This window comes from Vibrio lentus (assembly GCF_002875945.1).
Classification (GTDB): Bacteria; Pseudomonadota; Gammaproteobacteria; order Enterobacterales; family Vibrionaceae; genus Vibrio; species Vibrio apostichopi.
In genome coordinates this window covers 1-16,930 of sequence record NZ_MCZK01000133.1, presented here as the reverse complement: position 1 = coordinate 16,930, position 16,930 = coordinate 1, and the positions used below count along the sequence as shown (strand labels likewise).

Below are 16,930 nucleotides of genomic sequence, written 5' to 3'. Positions count from 1 at the left end.
CCATTTCTTTATTCGTTTGATAACACGTTATTTAGCTAGTTGTTACGAGCTGACAGTTAGAGAGATAAGCTCATCAACTCTTCTGGTGAGTAGTGTTCTGCTTCAGCACCTTTGGCGATTAAGTCGATCACTTTAAATTCGCTCATGTCACCAAACTCTTTAGTTAAGTAGTCACGAAACGCTTTCTCGTTAGGCCATTTACCTCGTACGATATAGCCATCTTCTTTGTCGAAATCTTCTGTTTCAAAGAAGGAAAAATCGGTCATACCAATATTGTGGCAATACAAAACGAGATACATGTTGAATCCTTAACGCTGAACACTTAACTAGGCTAAAAACCGATCGACAACCGATCCGAAAGCCAATTCTAAAAAACAGGCTTAAGGTTACAACATAAAAAGCAAATCGAACACTCAATCGAATAGCACGTCGAAAACTTACGCAGCCTGTTCTTTTTCGTTAATCATCAAACATCATGTTAATAGCCGCGCCTAACAGAATCAGCCCAATGATTGGCCCCATTACTGCCAATGGTGCGCGCTCGATGTAAGGCAGGTTCTCTGCAATCATCAAACCCCACTCAGGTTCAGGTGGCTTAGCACCTAAACCGATGAAGCTCAGTGAGGTCAGGCTCAGTGTTATCACTGGCAGCCTCAACATTGCGTGTCTTAGTAGCGGTGGCAACACGTAAGGCAGCAGATAAAAACGGAAAATTCTAAGCTTGCTCGTTCCCCACAACGGTGCGAGATGAGTATAAGGCTGAGCCTTCGCTTCCACTATCAAGCTTGAGCAATGCGCCGCTAATGGCGCCCAAGATACCAATACAATCGCGATTAATGCACTGTTCGGATTCATGCCCGTTAAGCCCGCAACCAACAGGCCTGCAATGATGTAAGGGATACCCTTAGTTATCTCGATAAGGCCTTGGCTAAAGCGGGTATTGAAACCCATGATGATGCCTGTCACCAAACTCAAAAACGTCGCCAAGATACCGGCTTGGAAGGTCGAAACCATACCAGAACCGATTCTCGCTAACAGATCTCGACCAATGCCATCCGCACCCAATGGTGCTTGCCAACTTGGATCCGCTAAGCGAGCAAATTGACTGGTGTATGGGTCGCGAAATGCAGCCCAAACCACGATAGCGATTAAGAATGAAAATATTGAAAAAGCAACAGCACGCTTGGTGCGGCTTTGTGTAAAACGAAACGAAGAGTGACTACTAATCAGCTTACCGCTTTTCAGGCTGTGACCCAGAATCAGCTGTTGAACAAACAAGCTCATGCTGCTCACGGCAATTGAAAACAGCAGCAATACCAACAGGCCGCCTTGCAGCATCGGCAAGTCTTGCGCCTTCGCAGCACCAAGTATCATGCGCCCGATACCCGGAATCGAGAAGATAAGCTCAACCGCAACCGCGCCACCGGTTAAACCAATCACGATCATCGCGATTTGCGGGATCAGACTGCTCAGCGCTCTTTTCAGCGCAAAGCGAATAATTTGATTGGAGTGAACGTTGGCACTGAGCCAAGTGATCACCCAAGGTTCATTTAAAACGCGTTGTAAACTGTCTCTGAGTAGGCGACTAAACAAGCCGCTAGCAGGCAGTGCGAGTGCTAAACTCGGTAGCCAGATATCTTGCCAGCCTTGCCAACCATACGGTGGTAGCCAACCTAACCAGATTGAGAACACCAATATTAATACCGAAGCCACCACATACTCTGACAAGGATATTAATACGGTGCTTAAACTGCTGTAACTCTGCCCCAATTTGCCCTTCTTCCAACTGCGCAAGGTAGCCAATAAGCCTGCACCGCACAGCACGAAAGTCATCACAAGCGCGCTAGACATCAAAAACAGAGATGTAGACGCTGTTTTTTGAATGCCTAATGCAACCGAAGAGCCATCAATCCATGATTTACCTAGATCACCCGAAAAGGCACTTCCTATCCAGTCAATCAGGCGCTCGCTCGCCGAACGGTCAAGCTGAAGATCAGCTCGTACCGCTGCTAAAGCTTCAGGCGTAAGCAGGTGCTGTTGCCCCGCTCGCGCACGCAGAATGGATTGGCTTGGGTCGATGCCTGCAATGTCAGGCATCAAGCCAACAAGAATCACCACCACAATCAGTGAGGCGATTCTTGATAGCCAAGGCGTCAAGAGAAATAAGGTTCGACGCAGAGTCTCAGCAGATAGCATCTATTTAGTTAGCCTGTTTCGCTTTTTTGACTTGTGTAGTTTGGTCAACCAAGCGACGTTCACTTGGGTCACGAACCACATTGCTCACGCGCTCGCTTTCACCTTGAATCACACGTTCGTGAAGCAGTGGAATCGCAGCAAAGTCGTTCAATATTTTTTGCTCAGCTTCGATGATCGCTTGCTGACGCTGCGCACCTAGTGGTTGTAAGTCAGCATGAGTCAGTGCTTGGTCTACCTCTTGAGAACAGAATTGACCAAGGTTGAATGAACCCTTACAGCCAAAGTCACTCATCATGTAAGCCACTGGGTCACCAGAATCTAGAACCGTTGCACGAGAAAGGATGAACGCATCAAACTTGCCTGACAATGCATCGTTTTCAATCTGAGCGTATTCACGAATATCCAGCTCAACTTTGAAACCAGCTGCTTCAAGTTGTTGTTTAAGTAGTGCTGCCACTTCTGGAAGCTCAGCACGGTCGGTAAAGGTACCGATAACAATGCTTTCACCGTTTGCTTTTAGCGTTTTGTCGATTGCTTGACCTTCAGGTCGGATCGGCTCAGCCCAAGCAAGTGCAGGACCTAATAGACCTTGCGCGATGTCCGCGTGGTTTTCATAAACGGTATTTACGATTTGTTCACGGTCTACCGCAGCAGCCGCGACTTTGCGTAGTTCAATATCGCTAAATACACCTGACTTATTGTTTAAGTAAAGCGTGTTGGTACGAGGCATTGCTACTTCGTAAAGCAGGTTCGGATCAATGGTCGCGATTTGTGAAACTGGCACAGCTTCAACAATGTCAGCCGTACCCGTTCTTAGAGCTGCAGCACGAGCAAAACCGTTAGGAACGTATTCTGCAATTACAGATTCAACTTGCGCTTTTTCACCCCAGTAACCATCGAAACGTTTTAGTTTCGCGCTAGTTGTACCGTTGATTTCAGTCAACTCAAACGGACCTGTACCTGCACCCATTGGACTAACTCGACCATCTTCTTGGTACGCGCTTGCTGCTAGGATCGCTAATTGAGGGCTTGATAAACGGCTTGGTAGAAGAGGGTCATCAAAGCTGGTTTTGATCTCTACGCGGTAGTTGTCCATCGCTTTCACTTCTAGATCTACACCATCTAGAATGCGTGGCTTAGGTGCCGCTTCCAGCGCTTTCTGTAGTGAGTTCACAACAGACTCTGCCGTTAATGTAGAGCCATCATGAAATTTAACACCTTGGCGAACCGTGAATTGCCAAGTCAGTGGATCAACGTGTTTCCAATCCGTCGCTAGCATTGGTTGAGCTTCTGAAGTTGGGCTCAAGTTCACTAGCGTTTCAGCCGTGCTCCAACGCGATAGTTTGAAAGCGTCATCAGAAAGTGGCGATAGACCTGTTCTTGGTGGCTGCATCATCGCAACACGAATTTCAGATTTGACCGCAGCTTCGCTCGACTCTGGTTGAGAGTCAAAACAGCCCGTCAAAGGTAGAGCCAGCGCTAGAGCGCAAGCCAGTTTGATTGAATTAAAACGCATAGTTATTTTTCTCTGTAAGCTGTGCTTCGTTGATAAACTGTATTTTGTTAATAAGCTGTATTTCGTAATAAATAAGGTTGTATTAACAAGTAGATTTCGAAAGTGGCTGAGATTGAATCAGCAACTGAGTCGCGGGATGAGCAGGTACGCTCATCACTTGAGGTGTCGGTCCATGTTCCACCATCTCGCCATGGTCAAGAACCAGAATTTCTTCACAAAGCGCCTTTGCTGCGCCTAAATCGTGTGTCACCAAAACGATGCGCATGTCGCGCTTCTTTTTCAATGAATTGAGTAAATCTAACAGCCTTTGACGGTTCACCGGGTCAAGGCTGGCAGTCGGTTCATCGGCCACCAACACCGCAGGTCTAACGACAAGCGCCCGAGCAATAGCCACACGTTGAGCTTGGCCAGTAGAAAGCTGATTAGGTTTCAGAGATAGCAAAGTGGCAGGTAAGCCAACGTCCAACAGCGTCTCTTCAATAATGCTTTCATGGTTGCCAGAAACATCTAAGTTGCTTAGCGGCTCAGCTAAGATCTGTCGAACGGTATAGTAAGGATTGAGGCTGGTGTGTGGTTCTTGAGGCACCAATTGAATCAAGCGACACACCGCGGCTTGTGCTTTGCTATTGCGAATAGGCAGCGAATGACCAAACAGGCTGATTTGGCCAACAGTCGGCTCTTTAAGGCCAAACAGCAGTTCAATCAGCGTTGATTTACCGGCACCAGAGCGTCCAACAATGGCTAAACTTTTGTCTTCAACATTGAGGTCAATGTTCTGTAGCGCTTTGAACGCCTTGCCACCCAACCAACTTGGTATTGAGTAGTAATGCACACCGACATTCTCGAACTTAATCTCAATCGGTGTTTGTGTTTCTGAATCTATCACTGGCATTAACGGCGAGACTTCTGAATTTAATGATAAGGTCGAACTCATGCGATTAGGTCTCTCAATGAACAGCAGAAAGCGTGAGAGCTTGATTCAAGCGCGTGTTTTGGTGCGCCATAAGCCACCACTCCGCCATCATCGATCACCAATAACTTGTCACACGCGAGCGCGCTGTGCAGGTCATGAGTAATAAGCAAACCACCAATTTGGCGTTGCTTAACACTGTCGCGAATAAGCTTAAGTATCTCTTGCTCTGTCACCGGATCTAACGCACTGGTTGGTTCATCTGCAATGATGATATCGGCGTTACCCAGCAAGCCAATCGCAATGCACACTCGTTGACGTTGTCCTCCAGAGATTTGACTCGGATACAACGGCAAGATGGTTTCTGGATTTGGGAAACCGAGTTGTACTAGCAATTCGGTGAGCTTGAGTTTGTCTTGCGATTTAAGCTTAGTGCGAGTGCCCGTGAATGCCAGACTGAGTTGGCCTTCAATGGAAACGAGAGGGTTCAATGCTTGAAGGGCGTCTTGGAAGATAACCGCCGGTCGTTGTGCTGCGGTTCTTTGCAACATAGGCAAACCACACACCGCTTCACCAGACAGGGAAATATGACCTTCAACCTCCACTGTTTCTGGCATAAAGCCCGCAATCGCACGTGAAAGCATCGACTTACCAATACCTGAAGGGCCCATGATCGCCAACAGCTCACCTCGATACACATCGAAGTGGATATCTTGGAAAAGTGTTCTCGAAGAGGTTTTGATCGTTAATCGGTCAACAGACAAAAGTGGGGCTTTCACGCAGGTACTCATAGATAGATGTTATAACATAACAACCCTATCATTTAGCCGACATGATGAAAAGAGAACATTGAACCGTATCGCATTTTATTTGCCGTTTAATTAACCTTTTTGAATAATTCATTAAGAACAAAAAAGCGCCCACTAAATTTATTGTTCATAAATAGTAAAGCGCTTTCATAAAGTCTTAGAAATGGCGATGGTCGTTCTAAATTAATGACACGCTGCTGAGGTATCCTCTGTTGGAAAACACTTCTGTTTAACCTGAGAAATGAACGGATATAGGAATGCAATACGCCCAAGATAGAACAAGGTAAACGCCAACCACAGACCATGATTGCCCCAAATATCGATGGTGAACGCCTGTACCGCTAAGAATACCAACAAAGTCGCGATGCTAGAGTCTCGAACCGGACGTGTGGTTCCTGTTCCGGTAAAGATGCCGTAAACCGTCAAGCCAAAGCCTGCCACCAGCGGGAACACAATCAGCCACGGAGCCATCTCTTGATACAAGGCAACCAGCGTTGGAATATCGGTAAACAAGAAAACAATGCTGTCTTTAAATACCAAGGTCAATAGCGTTAGCGCAGCAATAAAACCGGCCGTCCACTGGAAGTTGAGCCTTAACACACGGTCAAGCATTGAAGGATTTTTCTGGCCGACCGCTTTGCCAGCAAACACACTTGATGCGTTGGCAATGCCATCAAACATGTAACTAACAATGAAGGTCACCTGCATCAAAATCGCATTAGCAGCCAAAACATCGGTACCCAGCTTTGAGCCTGTACGCGCCATCATATTGAAAAATACCAAGATACAAATTGTACGCAACAGTAAGTCAGTATTCGAAGAGATGATTGTCGACAGGTCTTTCTTAGTCATCTTTGAGCCTTGCAGGAACTCAGAGACCGAGATGTTGCTGCTCTTCATCACCAGTGTCATACCAATCGCAAAAGTAGTGATTTGTGCAATCAAACTTGCGTAAGCAACACCAGCCACACCCAAGTCGAAATAGAGCACGAATACCGCATCTAAAACAATGTTCAACACATTACCAAACACTTGTGTGTAAAGGACTTCTTTGGCTTTCGCCTGTCCCATTAACCAACCAATAATGGTGTAGTTGAGCAGTACAAAAGGCGCGCCATAAATCAAAATACTGAAATAGATGTGCGCGTGCTCGGCCACGTTCGCTTCAGGCTCTATCACCCACATCGCACCTTGCCAGATGAGCGGTTGTATCAAGATAAAGATTAAACCTACCAAACCAGACAACACAAATGGGCGCATCAAGCTGCCCGCTAACTCAGAGCGGTTTCCTCTACCCAATGCCATCGCACTTTGCCCTGTCGTACTGACGCGGAAAAAGCCAAACAACCAGTACATGGTGTTCATAATGATGGTGCCAATCGCCACACCACCAATCAGTTCAGCGATGCCAAGCTGACCAATCACGGCGGTATCGACAGCGCCAAGCAGAGGCTGAGTCACCGTTGAGATGATAAAAGGGAAAGCGATTTTCAGATAATCTTTGTGGGTAATGGTCATATTCTAGCGAGTGATATTAAGAACTATTTGCAATTAAAACGGAATGCTATCGTTTAATCCGTACGTTGTCATCATTTACTGGGGTAAATTATCAACAAAGCATATTTAGCTTAGTTCACCTGCATAGAATCATTGGCTGCTATTGGTCGTGATAATTTGTCTAAACAAAAGATCAAAGTCTGGTTCAAGAAAACAGCACAACCATCGATTAGTAAAAACTCACGGGAAGGTAGAAATCGAGTTCGAACACTTCATCGCTATTCAAGAAATGATTCTGATGATAATGCACATAAGCGGGCGTTGAACGCTGCTTAAAACCTGACGTAGGTAGCCACTTTTCTAAGGCCATACTGATCTGTGGGAGCAGTTCTCCATAACGGCCATTGAGCCTAAACACCGCATGTAAGCCACCGGGAATCACCATCTGATTAACCACACTGCGATACTTAATCGGTTCATTGATCGCGATACACGCCACGTAGCGGCACTGGTCCATTTCAACCCAAGCAGGGTTTGAGTGATGCAAACCAAATTGACTCGAAAAGTCGCGCTGTTCTGAGTTCGCCCACGCTTTCAATATCAGCCACGCGTTGCGAATGGAGCGGTTATAACCCGTATGTCGAACATAAGCCGCCATGCGCTCAGGTGTTTCAACGATCTTAGGTTCGGGTAACACTCGTTGCGCCACGTTCAAATAGCCCGCCGCGACTTCGGGATCTTTCAAGTAGGGTTTTTCTGCTATTTGTAAATCATGTTTACGCCATTCTCCCGGTGACATGTTAAAGGTCGCTTTAAACGCTCGGCTAAATGAAGACACCGAACTAAAACCACACTTACTGGCAATTTCCACCACTGAGGACGTGGTATCGAACATCAATTGATTGGCCGCATACTCCATTCGAGTGCGTCGAATGTACTGATGTAGCGACTCCCCAACCACGCTTTTAAAGGTGCGATGGAAGTGTTGCTCAGAATAAGCCGCAATCTCGGAGAGCGCTTTTGCCGACAAAGGCTGGCTGATGTCTTGGTGAATATGGAACAGAACATCATTGATTCGGGATATGTGTTGTCGTGACATTTTTCAAATAGCATAAATGGACATGTTTATGAGCATAAACGGACACGCTTATTTTTACAATTGCCGTGTAATATCAAGCGATAGAATAAAAACGAAAAACGACGAGACACAACACATGGAAATCGCACAGTCATTACAACAGATTCAATCTTCATACATTCGAGAGATCCTCGCAGCCGCAAGCGATCCAAATGTCATCTCATTGGCCGGCGGTTTACCGGACGAGAAAACATTCCCTATCGATTTGATGAAGCCAACGCTAGAAAACCTAGCGAACATGCCTGAAGTTTTCCAATACGGCTCGACAGCGGGTTACGGACCGTTGCTTGAACACCTTACACAAAGCTACCAATTGCCAGAGACTCACACAGCGATGATCTGTACCGGCTCTCAGCAAGGTTTGGATTTGATTGCACGTGCGTATGTTGATCCGAATGATGTGGTTGTGATGGAAGCGCCAAGCTACCTAGGTGCGATGCAAGTGTTTGGTTTGGTTCAAGCGAACATTGTGACTGTGTCTCAAACTGAATTTGGCCCGAACCTTGATGAACTAGAAACGTGCTTTGAACAGCAATCGCCAAAAATGTTCTATGCCGTACCAGATTTTCACAACCCAACGGGCGTTTGCTGGACAACAGAAACTCGTCAAAAAGTGGCTGAGCTGTGTATCAAATACAACGTGGCATTCATTGAAGATGCGCCTTACCGCGAACTGCGCTTTACAGGCACTGAGCTGCCAATGGTTTCTTCGTTCTGCCCTGATAACTCTATCGTTCTTCGTTCATTCTCTAAGATTGCATCGCCAGGTCTACGTATCGGCGCGGTAACCGGTAAACGCAGCTACCTTGAGCCACTAATCAAAGTGAAGCAAGGTGCGGATTTACACTCAAGTGTACCAATGCAAGCACTGCTGGTTGGCCTTCTGAAACATGAAGACTTTAACGTGCATATGGAAAACATTCGCACCCTGTACAAGTCTCGTTATGAAGTGCTGTTTTCAGAACTAGAGAAACAACTGCCTGCTGACTGCGTATTAAAATCCGTAGATGGTGGAATGTTCATTTGGGTTGAAATCCCAGAGTGTGACACCTTTGAACTGGCTAAAACTCTACTCTCTAATGGTGTGGCGGTTGTACCAAGCCCAGTATTCTATCCAAAGGCTGATGAAGCAAAAGCTGCACTGCGCTTAAACTTCACCAATGCCAACCCAGAAGAATTAACGGAAGCGGTGAAACGCTTAGCGGAAGTACTTAACCAAGCGTAATCGCTGATTAAGTCAGACAGATTAATACCAAGGCCCTGCTGTATTTTACAGCAGGGCCTTTTTGTTTGGCACCTTCACAGCTTAATCTTTTAATCTTTCAATCTTTCAATCTTTCAATCTTTCAATCTTTCAAATATGCATTCATCACGTTCAACATTGTCTATTTTTGAATGCTAAGTTCCTGCATAAGATAAGCACATCAAACGACGACACCACTTATCACTGAAAGGTTATGACTATGAGTACACAGCAACTGATTCTTGAGCTTACGTTAATCGGATCGATGTTTTTAATCACCGGCTTTTTCCTATTTCGCTCATACAACTCAAGTGATGCGCTGTTTCTGAAAGCACAAAAAATTCTGACTGGCTTGCTGGGCGCATTCCTTTTGATGGCAGGCACAGTAAAATTCTTTGACCCGTTCACGACCATGTTTGCGAAGCAGATTGCGTTTAGCGAGCTTCCTTTCCCAACACTTTCTCGCTGGGCAGGTCAGTTAGGTGAAATGACGGCAGGTGTGTTGTTGTTAGTGGTTATGATTGGCGGACGCAAGCTGAACACCGAATTACGTAACAAGGCGATGCTCGCTTCAACACTGCTGACTACCTCTATCATGGTGGTTGCGGTATACGTTCACCTTTTACCAAGCGTGCCTGCAGAGGTGTTGCCACTGCAATCTAAACCACCGGTAATGACGCTGATCATCCTTGGTTTAGCTTGGCTTAATGCTTATCTGTACCACAAGAACAAATAGCCGTTATCTAAATAGTTCGAACCTCAACGCCAGCTTAGTCTGGCGTTATTCGTTTCTATCTTCATTAATCGAAGCCAAAAACTCAGCAGAATTCTCAAACCTCTCAAAGATCATATCCCTAAACGCCACCACCCGGCTTGCTATCAGCTTTCTATCCGCCCACAGCATAAAAGCTTTGCCTGTTGGGCATTCGACGTCTGGCAACACCTGAACCAATTTGTCTTGCGCCGCAAAGCGCTCAAATGGCGATTTCGGCATCAAGCATATCCCGGCCCCCAACAAGGTCGCCTCAATATTGAGCCTTAAACTACTGATCGAGTACTTAGGTTGGTAAGGCACGCGAATGGTTTTGCCTTGCTGCTTCAAATCCCAGTAAGGCATGTTGTTTCCAGACAATAAGCGATGTGAAATCAGCTCTTCAGCACTGCTCGGCATACCATGCTTTTCGATATAACTCGGAGAAGCCGCTATCACTAGTGGTGACTCAAACAACTGGCGTTGGATTAAGTGCGTGGCATGCGGAGGACTGGTCACCAAGGCTAAATCGATCTGCTCATCAAAAAAGCGCTCTGTGCCAGCACTGAAATGAATCGAGATATTCACCTCTGGGTGTACCTCCATAAACTCAATCGCGAGCTTCTGTAAAAAGTAATCCGCGAACGGCTCTGGGCATGACACACGAATCTCACCGGTTAATACTGGCTGGCTATTGGATAGCTGAGTCCACTCATGATCAAGCTGAGAAAAAAGCGAAGCAAAGCGTTGATAATACTCATCACCCGCCGTCGTCAGTTGGAATTGCTTAGCATTACGATGCACCAGCTTTTCACCGAGTTTATCTTCAAGATGAGCCACGGCTCTAGATAAGGTTGGCGCAGACACATGGGTTTGCAGGCTTGCCGCGGCAAAACCACCACACTCAACAGACTGACAAAACAGGTATAGATTGGAGATGTCTTTAGCTTTCATATATGCACGATTCAGATTCAAAACTGTCTATTTTTGATTGTTACTACCGAGATTAGAATAGAGCCATCAATGAGTCAATCGGAGCACATCATGAAAAAACTTCCACGTAAATTCCAATACCCACTTATGGTTTCTATGGTACTGCCAACTATGCTACTCAGCATGCCTGCCATTATGGTTGCTAAAAACCTACCGCAAGGCGGCGTGTTTTTTGATGCTTGGGTAACGGCTGTCGGCCAAATGCTTCCATCAGCATTATTATTGTTAGCTGTGGTTGCCCCAACGGTGCGACTGTTCGTGACTAAGGTGTTGTTGGAGCCGGTGAACAAGTAGTTAATAGATTCATTGATAGTATCAACATTATTGACATTTAACGGTCTTTGGGATTATTGTTGATACTATCAACGTATATTTCTATGGAGTGAGTATGTCATCGGTTATGCAGATCAGAAGCGAGTTACGTTATCTCGTTCGCGAGCTTGGGCTATTGGATAAGAACTGCCTTAATTCAGGCTTATCACTGACACAAGTCCACCTTCTTACCTACCTGCGTAAGAATGGAGTCACGCCCTTTTCTGAGCTCAGCGTACAGCTCAGCGTCGAGAAAGCCTCTCTTAGCCGAACCCTCAACTCTCTGGTTGAAAAGCAATATATCGAACCATCTTTGAGTGAAACGGATAAACGTCAGAAGTACTTTTCACTCAAAGCTGAAGGATTGAAAAGACTAGAAGAAGCCGATGAGTCAGCCAACAATGAACTGTCTCAATTGCTGAACCTAATGAGCCCAGAAGATACCCAAAATGTGATTGATGGACTAAGAACATTACGACTCAGCGCTTTTCAGAAAAACGCCACGCACAACAAAGCCAGAATTCAGCTCGAAGCTTGCACTTCGGTATACCGCACTGAGATCGACAGTTTGATCAGAGATACCTTTTCTGGTGAACAAAGTATCCCACAACATCTCATTCCATTATCTCCTGACATTCCTCAGAAATGGTGGTTAGCACGTTCAGGAGAATATGTTTTAGGCGCCGTAGCAGCATGGGAGAGCGATGGAGAATGGCACTGGGGGCGATTTGTTGTCGACAACCGATTCCGCGGCCTTGGCATAGGAAAAGCATTGGCTCGTTACTCATTAGTTCAGGCGTCGAAAGACATCAACGAAATCTATATCGAAGCGCGCGACACAACCGTCAATATCGTAAAAGGACTCGGTGGAGAGGTTTTAGGTGACAAGTTCGACTTCTATGGGATGCCCGTAACGCCGATGCGATTAACGAGAGAGCGACTCAATGAAGCAACTGAAACTCAAGAGTTTACGCTACCTACTCACCTGTAATTGAGCCGTAAAAGATTACGTGACTCAATACATTACTCGCCTGCCAATCATTACGCTTTGGCAGGCCTGCATGTCGCAATCCTCTTACCTATTCATCCCACTTCATGAGCATGTATCTTTGCAAGCCTAAAACCACACAAATCAAAATGATAAATAGCCCTACTTTTGGTTGGTTTTTGTCCTACATTGGCTTGGTTATACTGCGGCGGATTTTAATAAGCCAATATGGGCAAACCTGAGTGAATCAAACTCAGTCTGTACCATAAAAGGCAACGCTCTGGATTTACGTTCCAGCTCGCAGAAAGGAAAAACCATGTCTCAATATGTTGTATGTGCTTTGTATAAATTCGTAGCACTTGATGATTACCAAGAAATTCGCCAGCCACTAACTGACGTTTTAGAAGCCAACCAAATCCGCGGTACTTTGCTGCTTGCAAGTGAAGGTATCAACGGCACTGTTGCAGGTAAGCGCGAATCTATCGACGCTCTTCTTCAATGGTTCAAGCAAGACCCACGTCTGGCTGATGTTGTTTACAAAGAGTCGTTCAACGAAGAACAGCCATTCAACCGCACCAAGGTGAAACTCAAGAAAGAGATCGTAACCATGGGCGTTGAAGGTATCGACCCTCGCCACGTTGTCGGCACTTACGTTAAACCAAACGAATGGAACGACCTCATCTCTGATCCAGATGTAATTTTGGTTGATACTCGTAACGACTACGAAGTCGATATCGGCACGTTCAAAAACGCAGTAAACCCGAACACAGAAACCTTCCGTGAATTCCCTCAATATGTGGCAGATAACCTCGACCCTAAGAAACACAAAAAAGTCGCGATGTTCTGTACGGGTGGTATTCGCTGTGAAAAATCAACAGCCTACATGAAAGAGCAAGGCTTTGATGAGGTATACCACCTTGAAGGCGGCATTCTTAAGTACTTAGAAGAAGTACCAGAAGAAGAGAGCATGTGGGAAGGCGACTGCTACGTATTTGATGGCCGTGTTGCGGTAAACCACCAGCTAGAAAAGAGCGATTACGATGTATGTAACGCTTGTCGTCTACCAATCACAGACGAAGACAAAGCGTCTGAGCACTTTGAGAAAGGCGTAAGCTGCCCTAAGTGTGTTGATAAGCACAGCGACGAGCAAAAAGCCCGTTTTCGTGAACGTGAAAAGCAAGTTCAACTGTCGAATGCTCGTGGTGAAACCCACGTAGGCGGCGATGCAGCTCACCTTATCGATCAACGTAAGAAAGAAAAGCTAGCACACAAAGAGCAGCAACGCTCTGGTAAGAAAGCGAAGTAAGCTTTCTGCTTTCAACACGTATAGTTCTAAACATATAACGATAAATAGTTAAGCTATATACATACAAAAGGGCGCAAGTTCGAGGATTATCCCACGAGTTTGCGCCCTTTTTTGATCGCTTTACGGCTTTGTGTTTTGAACCACATTTCTTTCGAAAAATTGCTTCTATACTGTTAATAATTCGACTAGAGAGGAAGTGCCAATGCTCAATGAAAACCATGCCTTTATCTTAGATTTCCCAGATCTTAAATTAGACATTGTTCAGCTCAACCACGACGACGAAAAATTCAAAGCAGACATGCAGAAATACCACCAACTCGACTACGACATCCGTCAGCTAGAAATCTCTGGCAGCCCTATCGATGACGACAGCATGCACAATCTCAAAGTAGAACGTATGGCGCTAAAAGACTCGCTACACAAACAGCTCACTCGCCATCATGCACTTAAGCTCGTTTAAGCGAGCCTCTACAAATAAGACTTTCAGAGCCACGCACACCGCGTGGCTTTTTCGTTTAATATAATCAAGCACATAGACAAACTACTTCACCAAATATGTTACTGTTTGCTTAATCGAATAGATTGATAAGGAGCGAGCACCGTGATAACTGAAGACGGAAACATACAATTCAAACTCGTTCCAAGCTCTGAATTTGAAGCTCTATTTAATTGCGTTAAACAGGGCATTTTCACACATGTTGATAAGACTTTCGGCTGGGATGATGACTTTCAACGTCAACGCCTAATCAAAGATTATCATCCCTCTTGGTTTCATTGGATATACCATAAAAACGAAAGAGTCGGACTCGTCTGCTTCAAGCCTTACGGCAACGCATACCATGTGCATCTTCTGATCATTTTCCCTCAATACCAAGATCAGTCTCTTGGTAAAAAAGTCATGTCACGCATCCACGAGAAAGCCCATCAAGAACAACGAAACCAAGTCACTCTGTCGAGCTTTAGAAGTAACACCCGCGCCATCAGTTTTTATCAGGCACTTGGCTACTAAGTTGTTGATGACAGCGATGCTCACTTTATCGCCTTGGCATTAAAAGTTTATAAAATACAATTAGATATATAATAAAAACAATTGATAATGATATAAATTACAGGCACTAAACATTCACGATAGATATCACTCGCAGATGTTACCCACCTAATTAGATATGTCTCTAGAATAAACACTCCAGCTATTTCCGCTATATACCGTTTTGATACATTCCTCATCAATGGCATTCAATTTATAAATAGTCATATTTATCAATGACATTCCCCCAATTGATTCCAGAGTAGTAAATTTTTATCAATAACTTAATAGGAGAACTAACATGAATGGTCAACGTTCACTGTTAGCAGTGGCAATAGCCCTAGGGATAGCAGGATGTGGTAGCGACAGTTCAGATAGCTCCACAACTGATACTGGCGGTTCAACAGCAACTTCAGCGTCTTTAACAGCAAAGGCCGCTGATGGCTATTTGGTAGGAGCCAATGCCTGTTTGGATCTAAACAGTAATAAAGTTTGTGATAAGGATGAGCCAAGTGCCGTAACGGGTGACGATGGTTCGTTTACGATTGATAACCTAACTCAAGAACAACTTGAACAAGGTACTCTGTTGATCGAAGTGGTTGCTGGACAAACCATCGATACCGATAACCCAGGTGTCGTTCTAAACAAGAGCTATCGCTTAACTGCGCCACCAAAATCCGCATTTATTAGCCCATTAACGACTCTGATTCAAAATGAAATCGAGAGTGGTTCTTCGTTAGAAGAAGCTAAAACAGCTATTCAAGAGAAGTTGGGGACAACACTCGATTTAACACAAGATTATATCGAAGCCAAAAACAATAATGACTTAGCCGATTCACAAAAAGCGGCTTTTGAAAACCTACACCGCGTTGCTCAAGTTACCGCTTCAGTCATGGCAGAGAATACTGACGCACTATCAGAAACCGCAGCGGGTGCTGGGATCTCTGTAGAAGCGCTCACGGCCTTGATTAATGAAGAAGTCACTCGAGTCCTCGAGGAAGTCGTAAAAAATATTGAAGCAGCTGGAGATAACTTCAACCCAAGCGATATTGCTGGCAGTATTAATCGCGATCACATCGCCATTGATGACTCTAATCTCGAAGATAAAATTAAAGAAAATGTGGCAAATAAAGGCTCTAAGCAAGCCGACCTCGCGAAGCTCATCAAAACAGACGGTATCAATTGGTTTGGCGGCGATAATGACACTGGCAAAGATTTAGTGGTTGCCTATGGAACATTGAAGTCTGATTCAGATAACTCAGTGACCGAAACCAGTTATATTTATGATTACTTTGCTGAGCAATTTGTTGAGTTTGAATATACCCCTGACACAAATAATATGGTATTGGGTCAAAACGGTTGGGAAGCGAGCGATGATACCTTAACCAGCATTAAGCCGAACAAAGACGGCAGCTTAACTCTAGAATCTAGAAGCTCGATTTTTAGTGAAGTTGCTAGCGCCAAGCAATTAGATATCAGTGGGCTCAATGTTCGTTCCATCATGGATCAAACGGATGATGAGAACGTTTGGTCTAACATTATGCCAGCAGGTTTAAAATTCCCTGACAACACAACCGCATATAAATTGTCTGTAGAAGACATCAACGACAACATTTATACCTTTTACAAAGGTGATTGGTGTGCCGAGCACGCTCCGGATCGCTATGAAGCGCTCAATAACATGTGTAACGGCATTAGCGCCTTTAAGAATGGCAGCGATACATGGCTTGCCACTTTGGTATCGACCATTGCTGAAGATGAATCGGATCGTCATAACACTGCATATAACAACCATGCAGATTTAATTCCAATGGCAGGCATGGAAAGTGCTGAGATATTTGCACAGCTGCTTTCTAACGGCACCGTAGTTTATTATACAAGAGCATGGAATTTAGATTCTACATTCTCCAAATTGTCAGAACTCGGTTCGTGGAAAGATGAATCAGTAAATGGCGAGGTATTACGTAAAGTTACCATTCCTGAATCTATCCACTCGCAAGCTACATGGTCTAACTACCAAAAAGAAGATAACTCCGCTTACTTGTCTGTAGTCGAAGGCTTTGTACGTATTACCTACAAGGAAGTTGAAGATGCAGGCAGTGAGGCTTATGTTTTTGATGAAGCGACTAAGCAGTTCATTTTGGATAACGCATTAACACCACAACCTTTACACCCTCTCAACCTACAGGCTTGTCTTGACTCGCTGCCGGATGCTGAGTTCATTGTGAAGTGGTCAAGTAAAAC

General features: G+C 45.0%; 15 protein-coding genes and 1 pseudogene. 8 read left to right on the top strand and 8 right to left on the bottom strand.

The genetic code is table 11. The features are described 5' to 3' along the window. Window positions 1–56 precede the first annotated feature (56 nt). The 7 genes from BCT49_RS14770 to BCT49_RS14740 form a co-directional block, all read right to left on the bottom strand. Window positions 57–299 (bottom strand): hypothetical protein, encoded by a 243-nt coding sequence (locus tag BCT49_RS14770; RefSeq protein ID WP_102436197.1) that lies wholly within the window; start codon window positions 297–299, stop codon window positions 57–59. A gap of 160 nt (window positions 300–459) precedes the next feature. After that, complete coding sequence (locus tag BCT49_RS14765; RefSeq protein ID WP_102436195.1) at window positions 460–2,196, bottom strand: ABC transporter permease subunit; 1,737 nt, start codon at window positions 2,194–2,196, stop codon at window positions 460–462. Between the two features lie 4 nt (window positions 2,197–2,200). Then, window positions 2,201–3,712 carry an ABC transporter substrate-binding protein gene (locus tag BCT49_RS14760; RefSeq protein ID WP_102436193.1) on the bottom strand — a complete coding sequence of 504 codons (1,512 nt, stop codon included), beginning with the start codon at window positions 3,710–3,712 and terminating at the stop codon, window positions 2,201–2,203. An 82-nt stretch (window positions 3,713–3,794) separates the two neighbouring features. Continuing rightward, on the bottom strand, window positions 3,795–4,646 hold the full coding sequence (locus BCT49_RS14755; RefSeq protein ID WP_102436191.1) for an ABC transporter ATP-binding protein: 852 nt from the start codon (window positions 4,644–4,646) through the stop codon (window positions 3,795–3,797). After that, a complete protein-coding gene (locus tag BCT49_RS14750) occupies window positions 4,643–5,401 on the bottom strand; it encodes an ATP-binding cassette domain-containing protein (protein WP_102436189.1) in 759 nt (252 codons plus the stop codon). Before BCT49_RS14750 ends, BCT49_RS14755 begins: the two co-directional genes overlap by 4 nt. Window positions 5,402–5,614: 213 nt before the next feature. Beyond that, a complete protein-coding gene (locus BCT49_RS14745) occupies window positions 5,615–6,949 on the bottom strand; it encodes an MATE family efflux transporter (protein ID WP_102436187.1) in 1,335 nt (444 codons plus the stop codon). Between the two features lie 208 nt (window positions 6,950–7,157). Further along, window positions 7,158–8,027 (bottom strand): AraC family transcriptional regulator, encoded by an 870-nt coding sequence (locus BCT49_RS14740; protein WP_102436185.1) that lies wholly within the window; start codon window positions 8,025–8,027, stop codon window positions 7,158–7,160. 115 nt (window positions 8,028–8,142) lie between these two features. Here BCT49_RS14740 and BCT49_RS14735 point away from each other — a divergent pair, with 115 nt between their 5' ends. Continuing rightward, on the top strand, window positions 8,143–9,291 hold the full coding sequence (locus BCT49_RS14735) for a PLP-dependent aminotransferase family protein (protein WP_102436183.1): 1,149 nt from the start codon (window positions 8,143–8,145) through the stop codon (window positions 9,289–9,291). A gap of 238 nt (window positions 9,292–9,529) precedes the next feature. Beyond that, complete coding sequence (locus BCT49_RS14730) at window positions 9,530–10,045, top strand: hypothetical protein (protein WP_102436181.1); 516 nt, start codon at window positions 9,530–9,532, stop codon at window positions 10,043–10,045. Window positions 10,046–10,090: 45 nt separating this feature from the next. On the opposite strand, the gene BCT49_RS14725 is transcribed toward BCT49_RS14730, so the two are convergent. Then, complete coding sequence (locus BCT49_RS14725; RefSeq protein ID WP_102436179.1) at window positions 10,091–11,014, bottom strand: LysR family transcriptional regulator; 924 nt, start codon at window positions 11,012–11,014, stop codon at window positions 10,091–10,093. A gap of 90 nt (window positions 11,015–11,104) precedes the next feature. On the opposite strand from BCT49_RS14725, the gene BCT49_RS14720 reads away from it, so the two are divergent. The 6 genes and pseudogenes from BCT49_RS14720 to BCT49_RS14695 form a co-directional block, all read left to right on the top strand. Further along, on the top strand, window positions 11,105–11,347 hold the full coding sequence (locus tag BCT49_RS14720; protein WP_102436233.1) for a DUF2798 domain-containing protein: 243 nt from the start codon (window positions 11,105–11,107) through the stop codon (window positions 11,345–11,347). A gap of 94 nt (window positions 11,348–11,441) precedes the next feature. Beyond that, window positions 11,442–12,356, top strand: coding sequence for a GNAT family N-acetyltransferase (locus BCT49_RS14715; RefSeq protein ID WP_102436177.1), 915 nt, complete (start codon window positions 11,442–11,444; stop codon window positions 12,354–12,356). Window positions 12,357–12,669: 313 nt separating this feature from the next. After that, the gene (locus BCT49_RS14710; protein ID WP_102436175.1) at window positions 12,670–13,659 is read left to right on the top strand and encodes a rhodanese-related sulfurtransferase; all 990 of its coding nucleotides are present in this window, start codon (window positions 12,670–12,672) and stop codon (window positions 13,657–13,659) included. A 202-nt stretch (window positions 13,660–13,861) separates the two neighbouring features. After that, on the top strand, window positions 13,862–14,119 hold the full coding sequence (locus BCT49_RS14705) for a YdcH family protein (protein WP_102436173.1): 258 nt from the start codon (window positions 13,862–13,864) through the stop codon (window positions 14,117–14,119). A gap of 141 nt (window positions 14,120–14,260) precedes the next feature. Beyond that, window positions 14,261–14,665, top strand: a pseudogene (locus tag BCT49_RS14700) (GNAT family N-acetyltransferase); the annotation flags it as partial. 322 nt (window positions 14,666–14,987) lie between these two features. Continuing rightward, a partial coding sequence (locus BCT49_RS14695) for a hypothetical protein (RefSeq protein ID WP_102436171.1) occupies window positions 14,988–16,930 on the top strand: 1,943 nt, incomplete at its 3' end.

Coding starts and splice junctions, on each gene's coding strand:
- BCT49_RS14715 (WP_102436177.1), top strand. CDS start 11,442: ATGTCATCGGTTATGCAGATCAGAAGCGAGTTACGTTATCTCGTTCGC.
- BCT49_RS14755 (WP_102436191.1), bottom strand. CDS start 4,646: ATGAGTTCGACCTTATCATTAAATTCAGAAGTCTCGCCGTTAATGCCA.
- BCT49_RS14735 (WP_102436183.1), top strand. CDS start 8,143: ATGGAAATCGCACAGTCATTACAACAGATTCAATCTTCATACATTCGA.
- BCT49_RS14725 (WP_102436179.1), bottom strand. CDS start 11,014: ATGAAAGCTAAAGACATCTCCAATCTATACCTGTTTTGTCAGTCTGTT.
- BCT49_RS14760 (WP_102436193.1), bottom strand. CDS start 3,712: ATGCGTTTTAATTCAATCAAACTGGCTTGCGCTCTAGCGCTGGCTCTA.
- BCT49_RS14765 (WP_102436195.1), bottom strand. CDS start 2,196: ATGCTATCTGCTGAGACTCTGCGTCGAACCTTATTTCTCTTGACGCCT.
- BCT49_RS14770 (WP_102436197.1), bottom strand. CDS start 299: ATGTATCTCGTTTTGTATTGCCACAATATTGGTATGACCGATTTTTCC.
- BCT49_RS14710 (WP_102436175.1), top strand. CDS start 12,670: ATGTCTCAATATGTTGTATGTGCTTTGTATAAATTCGTAGCACTTGAT.
- BCT49_RS14720 (WP_102436233.1), top strand. CDS start 11,105: ATGAAAAAACTTCCACGTAAATTCCAATACCCACTTATGGTTTCTATG.
- BCT49_RS14740 (WP_102436185.1), bottom strand. CDS start 8,027: ATGTCACGACAACACATATCCCGAATCAATGATGTTCTGTTCCATATT.
- BCT49_RS14705 (WP_102436173.1), top strand. CDS start 13,862: ATGCTCAATGAAAACCATGCCTTTATCTTAGATTTCCCAGATCTTAAA.
- BCT49_RS14730 (WP_102436181.1), top strand. CDS start 9,530: ATGAGTACACAGCAACTGATTCTTGAGCTTACGTTAATCGGATCGATG.
- BCT49_RS14745 (WP_102436187.1), bottom strand. CDS start 6,949: ATGACCATTACCCACAAAGATTATCTGAAAATCGCTTTCCCTTTTATC.